The following is an 18,031-nucleotide window of genomic DNA, read 5'->3' as shown; positions in this document are numbered from 1 at the left end:
TCTCTACGGTCTCGGCCCTTTATTGTAATTAGAGGGTATATAATAGCGGAAAAGACGTTTTTTGGAGGGTGCAAGGTGATCCGAAAAAAGTTCCCGTTATTGGCATATTTCATTTGGGCAATACTGCTTTTGCTAATTCCATTAGGTTGCGCTTCAGATCCGCCGAGGTCTGAGGATGAAAAGACAGCTGAAAACTATGTTGAATCACAGGGGTACGAGATTGAGGACCATCAAGGCAAGGTTTATACCTACACATTGGATAAATCACTTCTTCAGTCGGTTTCCGCTTCCGCTACAGTAAATTTGTCGTATATTCAAACGTGGAGCGTACAAGAGAACGAACCGGATAACTATTTTGGGAAAGAAATCTCATCGTATATATTTACCGTTTCCGGCCACCCTTTGGATAAACAGTACAACACAAATACAATAGTAAATATTATGATGTCAGACGGTGAAGTCATTGGAGGTACATCTACTCCGGATGTCGGTGGATTGGATGGTAGCCTTTATTCTCTGGATGGCAGAACACTTGAAGAAGTGACCGGCATTTCCTATGGGGAGTGGATAACACAATGGGCACAGAAATACACCGACTGAAAGGGGTTTGCAAATTTTCATTACTTTTCTAATGCAATATATAGATTTACAGGATCTTTTATATCAATATATGGTTAGTCAAAGGTCATTCTATGAAAATTTGCAAAAATCCTCAATTGAATTGCCGTGCCATACTGGATATAGTAATACAATAGGTAAGGAAAAGAGGAGCGTATCATGTCAGACCGAAAACAAGCGACGATCCGTCTTCAGAGCCTTCATGAAGGAGAGAATACGGTGCAGCAGCTTCCGGCAGAGGTATTTGCCAAGGGGAGCGCTTTATATGTTCGCTACGAAGAACCAAAGATGGGGCCGTACCAAGGAGAGACCCGCACGACTGTGAAGCTGACCGAGGACGAGCTGAAGATTATACGTCACGGTGAAGTACAATCGGAGCAGGCTTTCAGGCTTGGGCAGAAACTGCCGGGCTATTACCGTTCCCCTTTCACCTCATTTAATTTGTCTACGCACACCCAGCATCTGAGCATCGATCTCAGCGGCATGTCCGGCAGTGCTTCGTGGGCGTATGATTTATATGTGTTCGATGAGTTTTCGGGACACTTTTCTATTAGTTTGACTATTCAGGAGGCTCATGAATCATGACATTGAATCCACTCGATCACATTAATCAGCTTGTTGCTGAAGCGGTAGCTGACGCAGCGGTAGCGGCAGGACTGGTGTCCCGCGAAGAATTGCCTGCCATCACGCTAGAGGTGCCGAAGGACAAGTCGCACGGCGATTTGGCCACAAACGCTGCAATGCAGTTGACTCGGATTGCGAAGAAGAACCCACGCCAGATCGCAGAAGCTATTCTGGAGCATCTGGATACGGGCAAAGCATCGATTGAAAAAGCGGAAATTGCGGGCCCGGGTTTTATTAACTTTACGTTGAACAAAAGCTACCTTTATCCCGTAATTGGACTTATTCAACAAGAGGGAGAGAACTACGGACGCGTAAAGACAGGCCAAGGTCAAAAAATCCAGATGGAGTTTGTCAGTGCCAACCCGACGGGAAGCCTTCATTTGGGACATGCCCGTGGAGCCGCAGTCGGTGATGCGCTTTGCAACGTGCTCGATTTTGCAGGCTATGATGTTACCCGTGAATACTACATTAATGATGCCGGCAACCAGGTGGTTAACCTGTGCAAGTCCATCGAAGCGCGCTATCTGCAGGAGCTGGGGCAAGAAGTTGAGATGCCGGAAGACGGCTACCATGGAGAAGACATCAAAGGATTTGCCAAGGAACTAGTTGCTGAAAAAGGCGATTCCCTGCTATCCCTGTCACCGGAGGAACGGACAGCTTTTTTCCGTCAATACGGACTGGAGAAAGAGCTTGGCAAGATCAAACGCGATCTGAGTCGTTTCCGCGTTCATTTTGACGAATGGTTCAGTGAAACGTCTCTCTATGAGAACGGTTTGGTTGTGCAGGTTCTTGAAGAGCTGAGAAGCAAGGGCGAGGCGTTCGATCAGGACGGAGCAACTTGGCTGCGTACGACGGATTACGGGGACGACAAGGATCGCGTACTTGTGAAAAATGATGGCACATACACCTATTTGACCCCGGATATCGCTTATCACCGCAATAAATATGAGCGCGGCTATGACCGCGTGATGAATATCTGGGGTGCGGACCATCATGGATATATACCACGCATGAAGGCCGCCATGGAGGCTTTGGGCAACGATCCGGACAAGCTGATCGTATTGATCGCCCAGATGGTAAGTCTGTTCCAGGACGGCGAAAAGGTGAAGATGTCCAAGCGTACCGGCAAAGCCGTAACGATGGAAGATCTGATGGATGAAGTAGGCGTCGATGCGATCCGCTATTTCTTCACGATGCGAAGCATGGATTCGCACCTTGATTTTGACATGGATCTGGCTGTTTCGACGTCCAATGAAAATCCGGTGTTTTATGTGCAGTATGCTCATGCTCGGATTTGCAGCGTGTTCCGCCAAGCTGAAGAACAGGGAATTAACCTGCTTCCTCTGAAGGATGTTAACCTCGGCTTCCTTACAGCGGAGCATGAATATGACATCTTGCGCAAAATCGGCGAGCTTCCTCAAGAAGTATCTCTTGCCGCTGAGAACTATGCGCCACACCGCCTCATCCGCTATGTATATGAACTGGCTTCGCTGTTCCACAGTTATTACAGAGCCGAACGTGTGATCACAGAGGATGCAGAGCAGACTCAAGCGAGGTTTGCGCTTCTCGGAGCTGTTCGGACCGTTCTGGCGAATGTGCTGCGTCTGGTGGGCGTATCTGCCCCAGAACGGATGTAACAGCGAATCGTCTTTACGCCAGTTATAGTGCGTAGTAACGGAATGAGACAACCGTATTCAACCGATTCAACCGATTCAACCTTAACAGCCGCTTACCCGTTATAGGCAAGCGGCTGTTTGTTATGACATGAAATGATACTTCCGATTCCATGAGATTAAAGCTTTAATCCTTCACGGAGGAATTTTAGTGTATGAACTTCGCCACTATCAGACATCGTTCGACCTTTACGAAGACGTAGTGGAATCGAGGTTCGCCGCAACAGTGACTTGATTGTGGCGGGTTTGATACCGGGCTTTTGCGCCAGCAGGAGGGCGATTGTGCCGCTGATATGGGAGGTTGCCATAGAAGTGCCGCTCATTTCATGATATTTACCGTGCAGCCAGGCTGATACAATTTTGTCGCCTGGAGCATAAATATCAACATACTGCCCCCGGTTGCTGAAAGGCGGAATTCTACGGTTCCGGTCCGTTGCGCCTACCGAGATGGTCTGCGGATAACGGGCAGGGTAATCCACGGAACGACGCTTACCGTCGTTACCTGAGGAAGCTACAATAATGACGCCGGACTGGTAGGCTTTAGAGACGATATCAAGCAGGGCTCGGCTGCGGGTTTGCATACCGAAACTCATATTGATAATGTCAACACCGGTATTCACACACCAGTCAATGCCCATGACAATATCCGACACAAAAGCGGATCCGTTGTGGTCGAACGCTTTTACAGGATACACTGTCGATCTAGGGGCGACCCCGATCATTCCCTGAGTACTATTAGCTGCTGCGATGGTACCGGAGATGTGTGTGCCGTGACCGTTGTCATCATAGGGCAGCATACCTCGGTTGACCAGATTGACTCCTCTAGTCACGGAATGTTGGAGGTCAGGATGGCTGAAGTCAACACCGGTATCGATAACCCCGATCTTGATGCGATGCCCGGTTGAGATCGACCAGGCTTGAGGGGCTCTAATCTGTTTGACTCCCCAAGGTACTCCCGGACCGGAGCCAATGCTACCTTGTACGGCATGAATGCATACCCGGCTATCTTCCTCCACGGTTATATCATGCTTAAATTCTGATTCCATACGGGCTGTAAGGGAAGATGAGGCGATAATCGAGTGAGTGAGTGAAGAATAACTGACATTCTGCAAATGTGAGGCGGATCCGGACAGCTCATTCCATTCATGAACGCAGTCGAAGTAGACCTTAGGATCATGAAATGTCAGGATCCTCCGATCCTCTTCCAGGCCGTGCTGCAGAGGGGCCGTCTCCAAAAGCAATGATTGCATGATCCGGGTGTAGTTCATGCCTGGCAATCCCCCTTCGATGAACCGTTGCTGAAGTATTGTATGAATGGAGGAGGTTGCCCGAATGGGACACTGCCCTTTTTTCAGGGAAATAGGCCCTGTTCGGCGTGTCAAACGCTAATGGCGAACATAATATAAACGGAGAGAACATTGGGGTTCTTTCATCTATCCCGTGAGGAGTCGATCCTTGGGGCGGATACAGTCAGAAGGCGGAGAGTTGCTCTCCGTCTTTTTCCAAATGCAAGAAAGTATAAATCTGAATTTTTATACTTGGCTTATATTTTTCGCAGAAACTCTGTCGCCCTTAGAACAGGACGACGAAGTCGTTTCTACTTGCGTTGGCAGTGAAGTGATAAAAACTTGATTTTTGAGTCTAAATAGGTTTTACTTAGTTTTGATAATGGATATGTTGAGATAATAATGGTATGCAAGGTGAAGATTGCGTGAGAGGAAGTGTACGTTAGTGAGTAATCCGCTCAATTTAAAAATCGATCCAGAAAAGATTCAGGAAATCCCGATGGTGGACCTGGCTTTTATGGTACTCAAAGCGGCTAATACGCCGTATTACTACCGTGACCTGATGAATGAGGTGGCCAAGCTTCGCAGTTTTAAGGAACAAGAAATTAACGAAACGATTGCTCAGTTATATACCGAGATCAATATCGATGGGCGTTTTGCCTGCGTTGGCACCAACTTGTGGGGCTTGAAGCGGTGGTACCCTCTTGAGCGTTCCGACGATCCCGTGGCGAATGCGAAGCGTCCGCGCATCATTAATGACGAGGACGACGATGATGATTTCGCAGACGAAGAAGAAACATATAGCGTGGATGATACGGAAGAAGATTACGACAACGTCGATGAAGAATCAGATGATGATATCTATTCCGATGATGACGATGCCGATGAAGAAGTAGACGAAGAAGTTGTCCTTGACGACGATGATATGGACGATGAGGATTCTGAGGACGAGGATGAAGACGCCTCGGATGCCGATGAGAACGACAACGATTTGGACCGATAAATAAATGGTTTCTCATGCTTTAGTTTTTTGCCTCCATATTGGGGCGATTTGGGGCTGGTTCTTCTCTTGACAAGGAGACAAGGCACAGAGTAAACTATTGCTTGGGCTTATGATTTAAGTGTTTAAATATGATTAATTTATAAAAGTGCCCCGTTACTTTTCGGGGTCACTTTTTTTGTTTGTTTTAGGGAATTGTTGTAATAGTGTACGCAGCACCATTTGCGGATTTCAAGTAACCCCCGTGGGTTAACGGCGCGTGATTATAGAGTTATTTGCTGTTAGCTGACAGGCCGACTTGATTCACCGGAAAGCTGTCATATGTCAATCGGTCGGCTCGCTTTTTTACTATAGAAGCGGGCACCGTTCATTTTTATTGCTGTTTGATGATGAATCAGAAGTAAAAGGGTTACCATAAACATCATATGTCGCCTGATTTTTTCGAATTTATTTAGGAGGGTTTTTACTGTGACAAAGTATATTTTCGTAACAGGCGGGGTTGTGTCTTCCTTGGGTAAAGGGATTACCGCGGCTTCGCTCGGCAGACTGCTGAAGAACAGAGGGCTAAAGGTAACGATCCAGAAATTTGATCCTTACATTAATATAGATCCGGGTACGATGAGCCCTTATCAGCACGGCGAAGTTTTCGTAACGGATGACGGCGCGGAGACGGACTTGGACCTTGGGCACTATGAGCGTTTTATTGATATCAATCTGTCGAAGAACAGCAACGTCACGACCGGTAAAATATACTCCTCCGTTATTAGCAAGGAGCGCCGTGGAGAGTATTTGGGCGGCACCGTTCAAGTTATCCCGCACATTACGAATGAAATCAAGGAGCGTGTGTTCCGCGCTGGACGCGAGGCAGGCTCTGACGTCGTAATTACGGAAATCGGAGGTACTGTAGGCGACATCGAAAGCCTTCCGTTCCTTGAGGCGATCCGCCAAATCAAAAGCGAAGTGGGCCGCGATAACGTGATGTACATTCACGTAACACTCATCCCGTATATCAAAGCAGCCGGCGAAGTGAAGACGAAGCCAACCCAGCACAGCGTAAAAGAACTCCGCAGCATCGGTATTCAGCCAAATGTTATCGTATGCCGGACCGAGCATGAGCTTTCTACTGAGATGAAAGCTAAAATAGCTCTGTTCTGCGACATTGACGCGAATGCGGTTGTAGAATGCCGTGATGCATCTACACTGTACGAAGTTCCTCTAAATTTGCGTGAGGAAGGTCTTGACGAGATCGTAGTAAATCACTTGAAGCTGAACACACCGGAGCCGGATATGACCGAGTGGGAAGCGCTCGTGGACCGCGTTTCCAAGCTGGAGAAGAGCGTTGAAATTGCAATTGTAGGTAAATACGTTGCCCTTCATGATGCTTATCTTAGTGTGGTTGAGTCGTTGTCACATGCCGGATTCGATGCTAATGCTGAAGTGAAGATCCGCTGGGTTAACGCGGAAGAAATTACCCAGAGCAATGTGGAGCAGATGCTCGGCGGAATCGGTGGTATCCTCGTACCAGGCGGCTTCGGCGACCGTGGTATTGAAGGGAAAATCACAGCAATCCGTTACGCTCGTGAGCAGAACATTCCTTTCTTCGGTATTTGTCTTGGCATGCAGGTATCCGTTATCGAGTATGCACGCTCTTTGGTTGGTCTGGAAGGTGCTAATAGCTCCGAGATCAACCCGGCAACAGAATATCCAGTCATCGACCTTCTGCCGGAGCAGAAGGACGTGGAGGATTTGGGCGGCACCATGCGTCTTGGCTTGTATCCTTGTAAGCTGACACCGGGTTCCCTGGCTATGTCTTGCTACGATGATGAACTGGTTTATGAAAGACACCGTCACCGGTATGAGTTCAACAACCAATACCGTGAAGATGTTGAAAAAGCAGGCCTGCGCATTTCCGGCACGTCTCCTGACGGAAGATTAGTGGAAATCGTGGAGCTTCCAGGACATCCTTGGTTCCTTGCGGTTCAATTCCATCCGGAATTTACGTCCCGTCCGAACCGTCCGCAGCCGCTGTTCCGTGAGTTTGTAAAAGCTTCGATTCAGCATCAGTCTTAATACGCAAATCCTCCCTCATTAGGGAGGATTTTTTTGTATGCCAAAGAAATGAACCGTCCATAAAATGAAATTTCCAGTTCCTTGCGATAAGAATGAAGAAAAACATTGTTTTTTTAAGTACTTTTCAGATGTAAGGAAGGAATTTGCTATCATCAGGCGAATACAAATAATGGTTAGTAAAGGGAAAGTTAGGAACTTTTATTTCGTTTGATATATATAACGCTGATCATTGATGGGGAGGTTGTTGAATGGACAAACATAAAGTGTTGATTGTGGACGATCAGAACGGGATTCGTATTTTGCTGATGGAGGTTTTTAGTAGCGAAGGTTATGAGACTTACCAGGCCGCCAACGGCAAGATAGCGCTCGATATTGTGAGGAAGCATGAACCTGATTTAGTACTTCTCGATATGAAAATTCCTGGAATGGACGGACTTGAAATTTTAAAGCATATCAAACAGATGAATCCGGATATCAAAGTGATCATGATGACCGCTTACGGTGAGCTAGATATGATTAAGGAAGCGACAGATCTCGGGGCTCTGATGCATTTCACCAAACCTTTCGATATTGATGAAATGCGCCTGGCCGTCAATATGCAACTCAAAAATAAAACGAATACATGCAGTTAAACATTGAATTCTGCGTTATGGCAGAATTCTTTTTTTGCCTCTTGTGAGAGGATGCACAGCTTTTTGCTATTTGCTTGTTTAGTATTTATTACGCGATGTGGTATAATACTAACGTATAAGAACGTCGGCTATATATACTAGACATATCGACTATAGGAGGATGGACCATGCCATTAGTATCAATGAAAGACATGCTCAACAAAGCTCTCGAAGGAAAGTATGCAGTTGGTCAATACAACATCAATAACCTCGAGTGGACACATGCGATTCTTGAAGCGGCAGAAGAAGAGAAGTCGCCAGTAATTCTTGGTGTATCTGAAGGTGCAGCGCGTTACATGGGCGGTTTTAATACGGTTGTAAAAATGGTACAAGGCCTCATCGAAGACTTGAAAATTACTGTACCTGTAGCTATCCATTTGGACCATGGTTCAAGTGTTGAGAAATGTAAGGAAGCTATCGACGCAGGATTTACTTCTGTTATGATCGATGACTCCCACAGCCCGATTGACACCAACATTGCAACAACTAAGCAAGTGGTTGAGTATGCACATGCTAAAGGTGTTTCTGTTGAAGCAGAAGTTGGAATGGTTGGCGGTCAAGAAGATGACGTTATCGGTGATGTTATGTATGCGAAGTTGGACGACTGCGTACGTATCGTGAACGAAACGGGTATCGACACTCTTGCACCTGCATTGGGTTCTGTACATGGACCATACAAAGGCGAGCCTAACCTTGGCTTTAAAGAAATGGAAGAAATCCGTAACGCAGTCAGCCTGCCGCTCGTTCTTCATGGCGGAACAGGTATCCCGACTCATGATATCAAGAAAGCTATCTCGCTGGGTACTTCCAAGATCAACGTGAACACTGAGAACCAGATTGAATTCTCGAAAGCTGTTCGTGAAGTGCTTGCTGCGAAGCCAGAAGCTTACGATCCGCGTACATTCCTCAAACCAGGCCGTGAAGCAATCAAACAAACGGTTATTGGTAAAATCCGCGAATTTGGATCCAACAACAAAGCATAATTGATTTTTGCGATGCGCCTTTTTGGCACTTCAATATATTTTTGATTTAATATAAATGAGGACAGCCCTCTCCGGGCTGTCCACTTCCATAGTTTAGAATGGAAAGCACACCGCTAAGCCGGTGTTTTTCCATTTTAATTGTGGGTAGCCATAATTCTGCTGTTTTTTATTCTTCTCTTAGAAACTTATGTCATCCTATGACGGCGAAACTGTGTTTGTCGCTTGTTATCAACCCAAAATACTGCCAATCATAACCATTATCGGCTGCGAAGTGATGTAGGGGGACCCTTAAGCTTATGGAAAAATTGATGATCAGCGGTGGACGTCCACTGCAAGGTACTGTGACAATTAGTGGTGCCAAAAACAGTGCGATTGCATTAATACCTGCAGCGATTCTGGCGGAAACAGAAGTTGTGCTGGACAACTTGCCACTTTTGAGTGATGTAGCTGTGTATTCTGAAATATTGGAAGAGCTGGGCGGACAAGTTTTGTGGGAAGGTAATCAGATGAAAATCGATCCTTCCAGAATCAAATCCATTCCGATGCCAAACGGGCCTGTTAAGAAGCTTCGCGCTTCGTATTATATGATGGGCGCAATGCTTGGAAGATTTAAAGAAGCCGTTATCGGCCTGCCGGGCGGCTGTAACTTTGAACCTCGTCCTATCGACCAGCATATCAAAGGATTTGAAGCGCTTGGAGCGACCGTGACTAATGAGCATGGCGCTATTCATCTGCACGCGAAAGAGCTGCGGGGCGCAAAAATTTATCTGGACGTAAGTAGTGTCGGGGCGACAATTAACATTATGCTGGCGGCTGCGAAAGCCAAAGGCTCCACAATTATCGAAAATGCGGCGAAAGAGCCTGAAATCATAGATGTTGCTACTTTGTTAAATTCCATGGGAGCTGTCATTAAGGGCGCCGGTACGGAAACGATCCGGATCGAAGGCGTCACTCATATGCATGGCTGCCGTCATTCCATTATTCCCGACCGGATTCAAGCCGGAACTTATATGATTGCCGCAGCAGCTACTCGCGGTGATGTTGTAATTGATAATGTCATTCCTAAACATTTGGAGGCTCTCACAGCCAAGCTGCTGGAGATGGGTGTCGGTATTGAAGAGCTGGACGAAAGCATCCGGGTCATTGGTAAGGAACGCTATGGGCATGTTGATGTGAAGGCGCTCGTTTATCCCGGATTTGCAACGGATCTCCAATCTCCGATGACCAGCTTGCTGACGCAGGCGGAGGGTGTCAGTGTGCTTAGCGATTTTGTATACAGTAACCGGTTCAAGCATGTACCGGAATTGGTGCGTATGGGAGCGAAAATTCGTGTCGAAGGACGCTCTGCTATTATCGATGGCGGGAAGCTGAATGCTGCCAAAGTAAAGGCAACCGATCTTCGTGCAGGCGCGGCACTTGTCATTGCGGGATTGACTGTTCCGGAAGGTGTTACAGAAGTCAGCGGCGTGGAGTTTATTGACCGTGGTTATGACCATCTGGTCACCAATCTTCGTCTGCTTGGCGCTGATGTATGGCGGGAGACAGAAGATTAATCAGGATAACATAACCCTCATAGGGAGTAGCAGAGGCGGCCCTTTTTAAGAATTCACAAAAAAGGTTACTTGGCCTGCATATCTCCCTCTGAATTGGGTAATCCTATCCTAGTGATGCAATCATAGACTTATAGACTTGAAGCGGCTGAAAAGCCTTACCCAGAATTAAAAATTGAATAGGTGGTTATTGAATGGATTTACAAATTTCCGATTTGGAAGGCATGAAGCTGACGGATCTGTATAAACTGGCCAAAAAGTACCAGATACCGTACTATGGTCAGCTGAAGAAGAAAGAACTAATATTCGCTATTCTCCGGGCACAGGCGGAACAGAGCGGCCTGATGTTTATGGAAGGTGTTCTCGAAGTTTTACCAGAGGGATACGGTTTTTTGAGACCGATCAACTATCTTCCGAGCACGGAGGATATCTACATTTCTGCATCCCAGATACGCAAGTTTGATTTGAGAACAGGAGACTTGGTCTCCGGTAAGTGCAGAACTCCTAAAGAGAACGAACGGTACTTTGGTCTTTTGCAGGTAAATGCCGTTAATGGCGAGAATCCTGCAATTGCAGCGGAACGCTTGCATTTCCCGGCCCTGACTCCTCTTTATCCGCAAGATAAGCTAGTGTTAGAAACATCCCCTAATCAGTTGTCCACTCGAATTATGGATTTACTTGCTCCTGTAGGCTTAGGACAACGCGGTTTGATCGTAGCTCCGCCAAAAGCGGGAAAGACGCTCCTCTTAAAAGAAATTGCCAACAGTATTTCAACCAATCATCCCGAAATTGAACTGTTTGTACTGCTCATTGACGAACGTCCTGAAGAAGTAACCGACATGCAGCGCTCTGTAAAGGGTGAAGTGGTTGCATCGACATTCGACGAGCTACCAGAGAACCATATTAAGGTTGCGGAACTTGTTTTGGAGCGCGCACTGCGGCTGGTTGAACATAAGAAGGATGTCGTTATTTTGCTGGATAGCATTACACGATTGGCACGGGCATATAACCTTGTCATTCCACCCTCTGGCAGAACACTCAGCGGCGGTATTGATCCGGCAGCATTTCATCGTCCGAAGCGGTTCTTTGGTTCGGCGCGTAACGTGGAGGAAGGCGGGAGTCTGACGATTTTGGCGACGGCTTTGGTTGACACAGGTTCAAGAATGGACGATATCATCTATGAAGAGTTCAAAGGAACCGGTAATATGGAGCTGCACCTGGATCGCAGATTTGCGGAACGTCGTATTTTCCCTGCGATCGACATCAGACGCTCTGGCACACGGCGTGAAGAAGTGCTTCTAAGTAAGGAAGAACTGGACACGATTTGGGCTATCCGTAAAAATATGAACGACTCCGCTGATTTTGTGGAAGGTTTCCTCAAAAAAATGCGGGATAGCAAGACCAACGCCGAATTCCTCGCTTCATTCGATGTGAACGGGGGCAACGGTTCTGCAGCACCAAGCCAACCGACAAGACGCACAACGCGTCCTTCGACGGCCTCAGTTACACAAGGCTGAGAGCAAGGTTTGAGAATCAACCTTAGAATAGGAGAACGACATGTATTTGGTTTATGCAGATGAGCAAGGAAATGTCTATGATCATTCCGAACTGTTCGGACTTGCCCGCAGTGGGGATATGATTGTTGAGATACTGGAAGATGAATTGATTCCACTGCCGGAAGGCGCAACCCTGGTGGGGCTGCCGAACACCCGTGCTATCGGAATGGATCCGGAAACGGGGGAAATGTCTGCGCTACCTGGGAACGAGACAGCCGTTGGCGCTCTTTTGCCTCAAGGCTATACACGTCTGTGTCTTCCTGGATACGTAAAGACGGATAAAGAATATAAGCTTCCGCTGTTTGGTTACTCTGCTGTCGTGTGGAAAGATGGAGCTTTCTATACAGCTGCCCGCTTAACAGACGATCCCGAGAAGTGGAATCCCGTTAACTGTGATTTGGGAGAGCTGGAGCTGGGTGTTAAGAAATTGACTGAAAAATACCCGGAGAACCGTCTCTATGAACATCTGACCAATTGTGCTCTCGGTTATGAATGCTTGACGGCATCCAACACGTTTCTGAACCGCTGGGAGGGTGCTGTACCAGTATCCTATTCCTGTAATGCAGGATGCTTCGGGTGTATTTCAGAACAGCCGGACGACAGTGGCTTTGTATCACCTCAGACCCGGATGAACTTCCGCCCCCGCACGGATGAACTGGTTCAAATTATGCTGGAGCACTTGAAGACACCGGAGTCCATTATCAGCTTCGGACAGGGTTGTGAAGGCGAGCCTTCCACACAAGCGAAGATTATCATTGAAGCGATGCGCGAAGTCCGGTCCATCACAGATATGGGTTACATCAACATCAATACTAACGCTGGGTTGACCGATTTTATTCGCGGCATCGTGGATGCTGGCCTTGATTTGATGCGTGTCAGCACGATTAGTGCACTGGATGATCACTACAATGCCTACTATAAGCCCCGCGGCTACAACCTGGCTAATGTAGAGAAATCACTGCGGTATGCGACTGATCAAGGGGTATATACGTCCATCAACTATCTCATCTTCCCGGGTGTCACCGACCGTGAGGAAGAGGTTGAGGCCATGATCGAGTTTGTCCGCCGCACAGGTCTCCGTCTGATTCAGCTTCGGAACTTGAATATTGATCCGGAGAGTTATCTTGAGCTGATTCCGCCTGCGCAAGGAGAAATCCTTGGTATGAAGCAAGCGATTGAGATTATGCAGGAAGAGCTGCCTGATGTAGTTATTGGCTCGTACACGCATGTACCACCTCCCGGAATGAGGCGTCCGAAGAAGAAGCCGTCTGTTATCTAGAAAATGGCGATACGAATGCCAGCTATTTGACAATCAACTGCTGAAATTCGGGCCGTGGACGAGTCTGCTGACGTCGTTTTATATGGGCTATTGCACAAATAATGTCCCCGTGATATACTTTTTTTATGTGTCCATTTAACTCTGAGTCCGCATGAGGCTCAGGGCGGAAAGAGGTGAAAGTCTAATGAAACAAGATATTCAACCGAAATATCATGTTACCACGGTAACTTGCGCGTGCGGTAACACGTTTGAAACAGGTTCCGTAAAGCCGGACCTTCGCGTGGAAATCTGCTCCAACTGCCATCCGTTCTTCACTGGTAAGCAGAAGTTCTTGGATGCTGGTGGCCGTGTCGATAGATTTAAAAAGAAATACGGTATCTAATAATCAGACCCTTCGCCTTGTGCGGAGGGTTTTCGATTTAATGGAACGCTCGCCAAGTTCTTCCCTCAGGTTGCAATTTCGACATGCATGCGATATACTTAATTTCGCCGTGCTAGACGGGGAGGTAGCGGTGCCCTGTAACTCGCAATCCGCTGTAGCGAGGTTGAATTCCTGTTAGAGGTATTGTCGATGTGAGGCTGGTCCCTGCGCTCGATGTTGACGGCTGGGTCCTCCGCAATGAGCACCTGTGAACCTGGTCAGGTCCGGAAGGAAGCAGCCATAAGCAGGTCCGCTTTTGTGCCGGAGGGGTGCCTAACCCGAGTTGTTGCTCAGGATTGCCGCTCGGATCGCAATTATCAATAACAGGTGCACGGTACATACATACCGAGTACACAAGCATCTCTGTCATTTTGGACAGGGGTGCTTTTTTCATGAATTATGTCCTTGATTTTTTCCTTGGCAAACGTTTTGCTGGGCTGAGGAAATTAGTATAGAATGTAGTATAATAAGAAAAACTTTATCGACGTATATGGCCTGGCTGGACTGGGTTATGCGTAAGTTTATTCTTGTGATATAAGGGAGTTTATGCTTTCTTATATCCTAAAAAAGCGGCATTAAGCCGCGGAAGTGGAAGTTGAAAGAGGGTAAAGCAGAGTGGAACATATTGCGTTATATCGTGCCTGGAGGCCCCAGTCGTTCCGCGACATGGTAGGCCAGCGGCATATTATCCAAACCCTGCAGAACGCTATCCGCGAGCAGCGGGTCTCCCATGCCTACCTGTTCAGCGGTCCGCGGGGTACAGGTAAGACCAGTGCTGCTAAAATTTTGGCCAAAGCCGTGAACTGTGAGAATGGATCGGCAGAGGAACCCTGCAACGAATGTGAAGCATGCAAGCGGATAACGTCTGGGGCTGTAATGGACGTTCAGGAAATTGACGCGGCATCAAACCGCGGCGTTGAGGAAATCCGCGATTTGCGGGAAAAAGTGAAGTACGCACCTACCGAGGTACGGCGCAAGGTTTACATTATTGATGAAGTACACATGCTTACCACGGAGGCGTTTAATGCATTGCTGAAGACGCTGGAAGAACCCCCGGCGCATGTGATGTTTATATTGGCTACTACCGAGCCGCATAAATTGCCGGCCACCATCATATCACGGTGTCAGCGCTTCGATTTCCGGAGGGTTTCTCTGGAAGAGCAGAGTGAGCGCTTGGAGCGCATATGTTTGGAAGAGGGCATTACTGCTGAGCCGTCTGCCCTGCAGTATATTTCAAGATTGTCAGACGGTGGAATGCGTGATGCACTTAGCATTTTAGACCAAATTGCATCCTTTACCGGAGGCAAGGTGTCCTATCAGCAGGTTATGGACATGACAGGAGGCATCCCCTCGGAGCAGTTTGGCCGTCTGGCCGCTGCCATAAAGCAGGGAGATGCAGGACTTGTGCTGCAAATGGTAGAACAGTTTATGCAGGAAGGTAAAAGTGCCGACAAATGCATGGAAAACCTGCTGTATTACTTCCGTGATCTGCTCATGATCAAAATGGTCCCAGGAGCAGATAAGCTGACGGATCGTGTACTGAATCCGGCTGATTTCAAGGAGATGGCAGAGGCTTTCTCCAAGGAAGAGCTTTTCCGGATGATTGATACGCTCAACCGCTACCAAAGCGAGATGAAATACGCATCACAGCCACAGACGTTGTTTGAAGTGGCGCTGCTTAAGATATGCGGAATACCGCAAGGCGGCGACGCTGCGGTTGAACAAGGTACTTCTGCGGGAAGATCGGCTGATGCCGATGAACTGAACCGATTGAAGCAGCAGGTAGTTTCTCTTGAGAAAAAGCTTGAGCGTATTCTGCAGAAAGGCGTTCCGGCAGCCGAAGGCCGTGATGCTTCCAAACCAACACGGACCCCTGCTCCGAAAATGGCATCAACAGCTAAGAAGCCGCAGCATATGGATCAGTATGTAGCGGCAAAAACCGGTGAGCCATTTTTGAATGTGCAGCGGCAGTGGGGTCAGATCCTACAGAGCGTGAAGGAGGAGAAGGTCACCGTTCATGCCTGGTTTGTGGATGGAGAGCCTGTATCCGTATGGGAAGATAACGTTCTGGTCGCCTTCAAGAATAACATCCACCGCGAAACAACCGAGAAGCCTGCTAACAAACAGGTGATTGAGGGAGTGCTGGAGTCTCAGCTCGGTAATCCGTACCGTCTGGTGACTATGATGTTGCGCGATTGGAGCGATGCCGTTGAAGGCGCTGGTAAGCCTCCAGCCGAGGAATTAAAGCTGGAGCATGAAGAAGCCGAAGCCAGCGGAGAGAAGCCATGGATTGATGAGGCGATCCAACTATTTGGTGAAGACCTCGTTGTCATAAAAGATTAGCACGCTTTTTCGTGCATTCCACAAAGGAGAGATGAACCCATGAATAATATGAACCAAATGATGAAGCAGGTAAAAAAAATGCAGGAGCAAATGCTGAAGGCGCAGGAAGAACTCGCTACGAAATCAGTAGAAGGGTCTTCTGGCGGCGGGGTAGTTACCGTACAAGTCAGCGGTCACAAGCAAGTTATAGCTATTAACATCAAGCCTGAAGCAGTAGATCCAGACGACGTTGAAATGCTACAGGATCTCGTTATGACAGCAGTAAATGACGCGCTCACTAAAGCTGAGGAGCTTGCTAACACCGATATGGGTAAATTTACGGGCGGTATGAAAATTCCGGGCTTGTTCTAATCTATAGGTAGAAGGAGTAGTTTACATTTGTACTATCCCGAACCGATCGCGAAGCTGATCGATGCATTTACCAGGTTGCCGGGTGTGGGGCCGAAAACGGCTGCCCGCCTGGCTTTTCACGTCCTTAATATGAAAGAAGACGACGTCATTGATTTTGCCAAAGCGCTGGTCAGTGTGAAACGCAATCTTCATTACTGCTCGGTCTGCTGCAATATCACCGATACTGATCCCTGCCGTGTCTGTCAGGATAAGACCCGGGATCCATCCGTCATCTGTGTGGTACAGGATGCCAAGGATCTGGTGGCGATGGAGCGAACTAAGGAGTTTGACGGGTACTATCATGTGCTTCATGGAGCAATCTCCCCGATGGAGGGGATTGGACCTGAGGAAATCCGGCTAAAAGAGCTCCTTACTCGACTTAGTGATGAACGGGTGAAAGAACTTATTCTGGCTACCAACCCGAATATCGAAGGGGAAGCGACAGCAATGTATATTTCACGATTGGTTCGTCCCTTCGAAATTAAAGTAACACGTATAGCCCATGGTTTGCCGGTAGGCGGGGATCTGGAATATGCGGATGAAGTGACGCTGTCCAAGGCTCTTGAGGGCCGAAGAGAGCTCTAACGGTTTCTTATATGTATTATTAAAGATTAGTCATGAGGAGTCCTGAGGGGCTCCTTTTTTTGTTGTTCTAAGTTTGTCCTTCTCTCGATATGTATGGTACAGGCGGTATTATCCGGACTACATATTAGGGAGGTAGATTCAGATGAGTTGGTGGAACAGGACTGGTAAATCCAATCGGGAACCAATGATAACGGCTGAAGAGCAAGAAAAAATGTGGAGTGTATTTATGGACGTGCGAAAATCCCAGATGGAGTGGGAGCGAGCGCATCTCATGTTTCAAGAGGCCATGGGACAAGATCAGATTGATTATGCGATCTACATGCTGGAGGCTGCTGAGCGTAAATATCAGATGAACCTGAAACAAGCCAAAGAATTGAAAATGAACAGTGCTCATATGCACGAAGAAGAACGAAAGCGGGAGAATGGGTGATAAAAGTGGCGGTTATAACTCGCAAAACTTAAATCAGGAGGTATAGTGATGAAATTAATAGTAGCCGGAGTCCTGTGTATCTCACTTCTTCTTCTAGTACTTGTCGTTTTTAAAAAAAGGCTGGGACTCGGATGGCTTACCGTGTTCGGATCTCATTTGGCGCTTTCGGCGCTTGCTATTTACATTGTGAACTTCTCGGGTCTATCGGCTGAAACATACATTCCGCTTAATCCTATGACAGTAGGGACGGTGATGGTGCTCGGTGTTCCGGGAGTGGCATTGCTGCTCGGTCTTAAATTAACTTTAATATAATGGTTGACGCCAGCCACTTCTCTATGATATATTAATTTTCGCCCGTTTGAATTGGGTGATTGAGAAACACGAGGTTGAGAGAAAATTGATTGAAAAAAAGATCAAAAAAAAGTTCTTGACCAACAGCAAGCTAGTATGATATATTATAAAAGTCGCCGCTGAGATAAAGCGATGACGAAAAAACAAGCATTGATCTTTGAAAACTGAACAACGAGTGAGTTAAACCGATCTTACTTCGGT

At 47.4% G+C, this 18,031-nt stretch carries 17 protein-coding genes and 1 other RNA gene; 17 read left to right on the top strand and 1 reads right to left on the bottom strand.

All coding sequences use genetic code 11. The features are described from left to right. The first annotated feature begins 75 nt into the window (after positions 1–75). The 3 genes from B9N86_RS28765 (at position 76) to argS (ending at position 2,879) form a co-directional block, all read left to right on the top strand. On the top strand, positions 76–600 hold the full coding sequence (locus B9N86_RS28765; RefSeq protein ID WP_208916631.1) for a hypothetical protein: 525 nt from the start codon (positions 76–78) through the stop codon (positions 598–600). Positions 601–777: 177 nt separating this feature from the next. Beyond that, positions 778–1,203, top strand: coding sequence for a YwiB family protein (locus tag B9N86_RS28760; RefSeq protein WP_208916629.1), 426 nt, complete (start codon positions 778–780; stop codon positions 1,201–1,203). Further along, the gene (gene argS / locus B9N86_RS28755; RefSeq protein WP_208916627.1) at positions 1,200–2,879 is read left to right on the top strand and encodes an arginine--tRNA ligase; all 1,680 of its coding nucleotides are present in this window, start codon (positions 1,200–1,202) and stop codon (positions 2,877–2,879) included. The genes B9N86_RS28760 and argS overlap by 4 nt, the downstream gene beginning before the upstream one ends. 155 nt (positions 2,880–3,034) lie before the next feature. Here the strand turns inward: argS and B9N86_RS28750 are convergent, their stop codons facing one another. After that, the gene (locus B9N86_RS28750; RefSeq protein ID WP_208916625.1) at positions 3,035–4,183 is read right to left on the bottom strand and encodes a S8 family peptidase; all 1,149 of its coding nucleotides are present in this window, start codon (positions 4,181–4,183) and stop codon (positions 3,035–3,037) included. A gap of 463 nt (positions 4,184–4,646) precedes the next feature. Here B9N86_RS28750 and rpoE point away from each other — a divergent pair, with 463 nt between their 5' ends. The 14 genes from rpoE to B9N86_RS28680 all read left to right on the top strand — a co-directional run bounded on the left by rpoE (position 4,647) and on the right by B9N86_RS28680 (position 17,791). Beyond that, entirely contained in the window at positions 4,647–5,204 is a 558-nt protein-coding gene (rpoE, locus tag B9N86_RS28745) for a DNA-directed RNA polymerase subunit delta (RefSeq protein WP_208916623.1), read from the top strand. A 465-nt stretch (positions 5,205–5,669) separates the two neighbouring features. Continuing rightward, entirely contained in the window at positions 5,670–7,271 is a 1,602-nt protein-coding gene (locus B9N86_RS28740) for a CTP synthase (protein WP_208916621.1), read from the top strand. A gap of 248 nt (positions 7,272–7,519) precedes the next feature. Continuing rightward, on the top strand, positions 7,520–7,903 hold the full coding sequence (locus tag B9N86_RS28735) for a response regulator (RefSeq protein ID WP_208916619.1): 384 nt from the start codon (positions 7,520–7,522) through the stop codon (positions 7,901–7,903). Positions 7,904–8,070: 167 nt separating this feature from the next. Next, on the top strand, positions 8,071–8,925 hold the full coding sequence (gene fba, locus B9N86_RS28730) for a class II fructose-1,6-bisphosphate aldolase (RefSeq protein ID WP_208916617.1): 855 nt from the start codon (positions 8,071–8,073) through the stop codon (positions 8,923–8,925). Positions 8,926–9,221: 296 nt separating this feature from the next. Continuing rightward, complete coding sequence (locus tag B9N86_RS28725; protein WP_208916614.1) at positions 9,222–10,478, top strand: UDP-N-acetylglucosamine 1-carboxyvinyltransferase; 1,257 nt, start codon at positions 9,222–9,224, stop codon at positions 10,476–10,478. A gap of 191 nt (positions 10,479–10,669) precedes the next feature. After that, positions 10,670–11,992, top strand: a complete 1,323-nt coding sequence (rho, locus tag B9N86_RS28720; protein ID WP_208916612.1) for a transcription termination factor Rho — start codon at positions 10,670–10,672, stop codon at positions 11,990–11,992. A gap of 40 nt (positions 11,993–12,032) precedes the next feature. Next, positions 12,033–13,310, top strand: coding sequence for a radical SAM family protein (locus B9N86_RS28715; protein ID WP_208916610.1), 1,278 nt, complete (start codon positions 12,033–12,035; stop codon positions 13,308–13,310). A gap of 184 nt (positions 13,311–13,494) precedes the next feature. Then, positions 13,495–13,692, top strand: a complete 198-nt coding sequence (rpmE, locus tag B9N86_RS28710) for a 50S ribosomal protein L31 (RefSeq protein WP_006207505.1) — start codon at positions 13,495–13,497, stop codon at positions 13,690–13,692. Between the two features lie 107 nt (positions 13,693–13,799). Continuing rightward, positions 13,800–14,066: signal recognition particle sRNA large type (ffs, locus tag B9N86_RS28705), an RNA gene on the top strand. A gap of 280 nt (positions 14,067–14,346) precedes the next feature. After that, a complete protein-coding gene (dnaX, locus tag B9N86_RS28700) occupies positions 14,347–16,074 on the top strand; it encodes a DNA polymerase III subunit gamma/tau (RefSeq protein ID WP_208916608.1) in 1,728 nt (575 codons plus the stop codon). Positions 16,075–16,113: 39 nt separating this feature from the next. Then, positions 16,114–16,425: a YbaB/EbfC family nucleoid-associated protein gene (locus B9N86_RS28695; RefSeq protein WP_208916606.1), complete on the top strand. Its 312-nt coding sequence runs from the start codon at positions 16,114–16,116 to the stop codon at positions 16,423–16,425. A gap of 27 nt (positions 16,426–16,452) precedes the next feature. Next, positions 16,453–17,049 carry a recombination mediator RecR gene (gene recR, locus B9N86_RS28690; RefSeq protein ID WP_208916604.1) on the top strand — a complete coding sequence of 199 codons (597 nt, stop codon included), beginning with the start codon at positions 16,453–16,455 and terminating at the stop codon, positions 17,047–17,049. A 142-nt stretch (positions 17,050–17,191) separates the two neighbouring features. Continuing rightward, entirely contained in the window at positions 17,192–17,479 is a 288-nt protein-coding gene (locus tag B9N86_RS28685) for a DUF2508 family protein (RefSeq protein WP_244562884.1), read from the top strand. 48 nt (positions 17,480–17,527) lie between these two features. Next, positions 17,528–17,791 (top strand): pro-sigmaK processing inhibitor BofA family protein, encoded by a 264-nt coding sequence (locus B9N86_RS28680; protein ID WP_208916602.1) that lies wholly within the window; start codon positions 17,528–17,530, stop codon positions 17,789–17,791. Positions 17,792–18,031 lie beyond the last annotated feature (240 nt).

The organism is Paenibacillus uliginis N3/975, assembly GCF_900177425.1.
Classification (GTDB): domain Bacteria; phylum Bacillota; class Bacilli; order Paenibacillales; family Paenibacillaceae; genus Paenibacillus_AQ; species Paenibacillus_AQ uliginis.
Note: the sequence above shows the minus strand (reverse complement) of the source record. Positions and strands in the feature narration are given on the sequence as shown.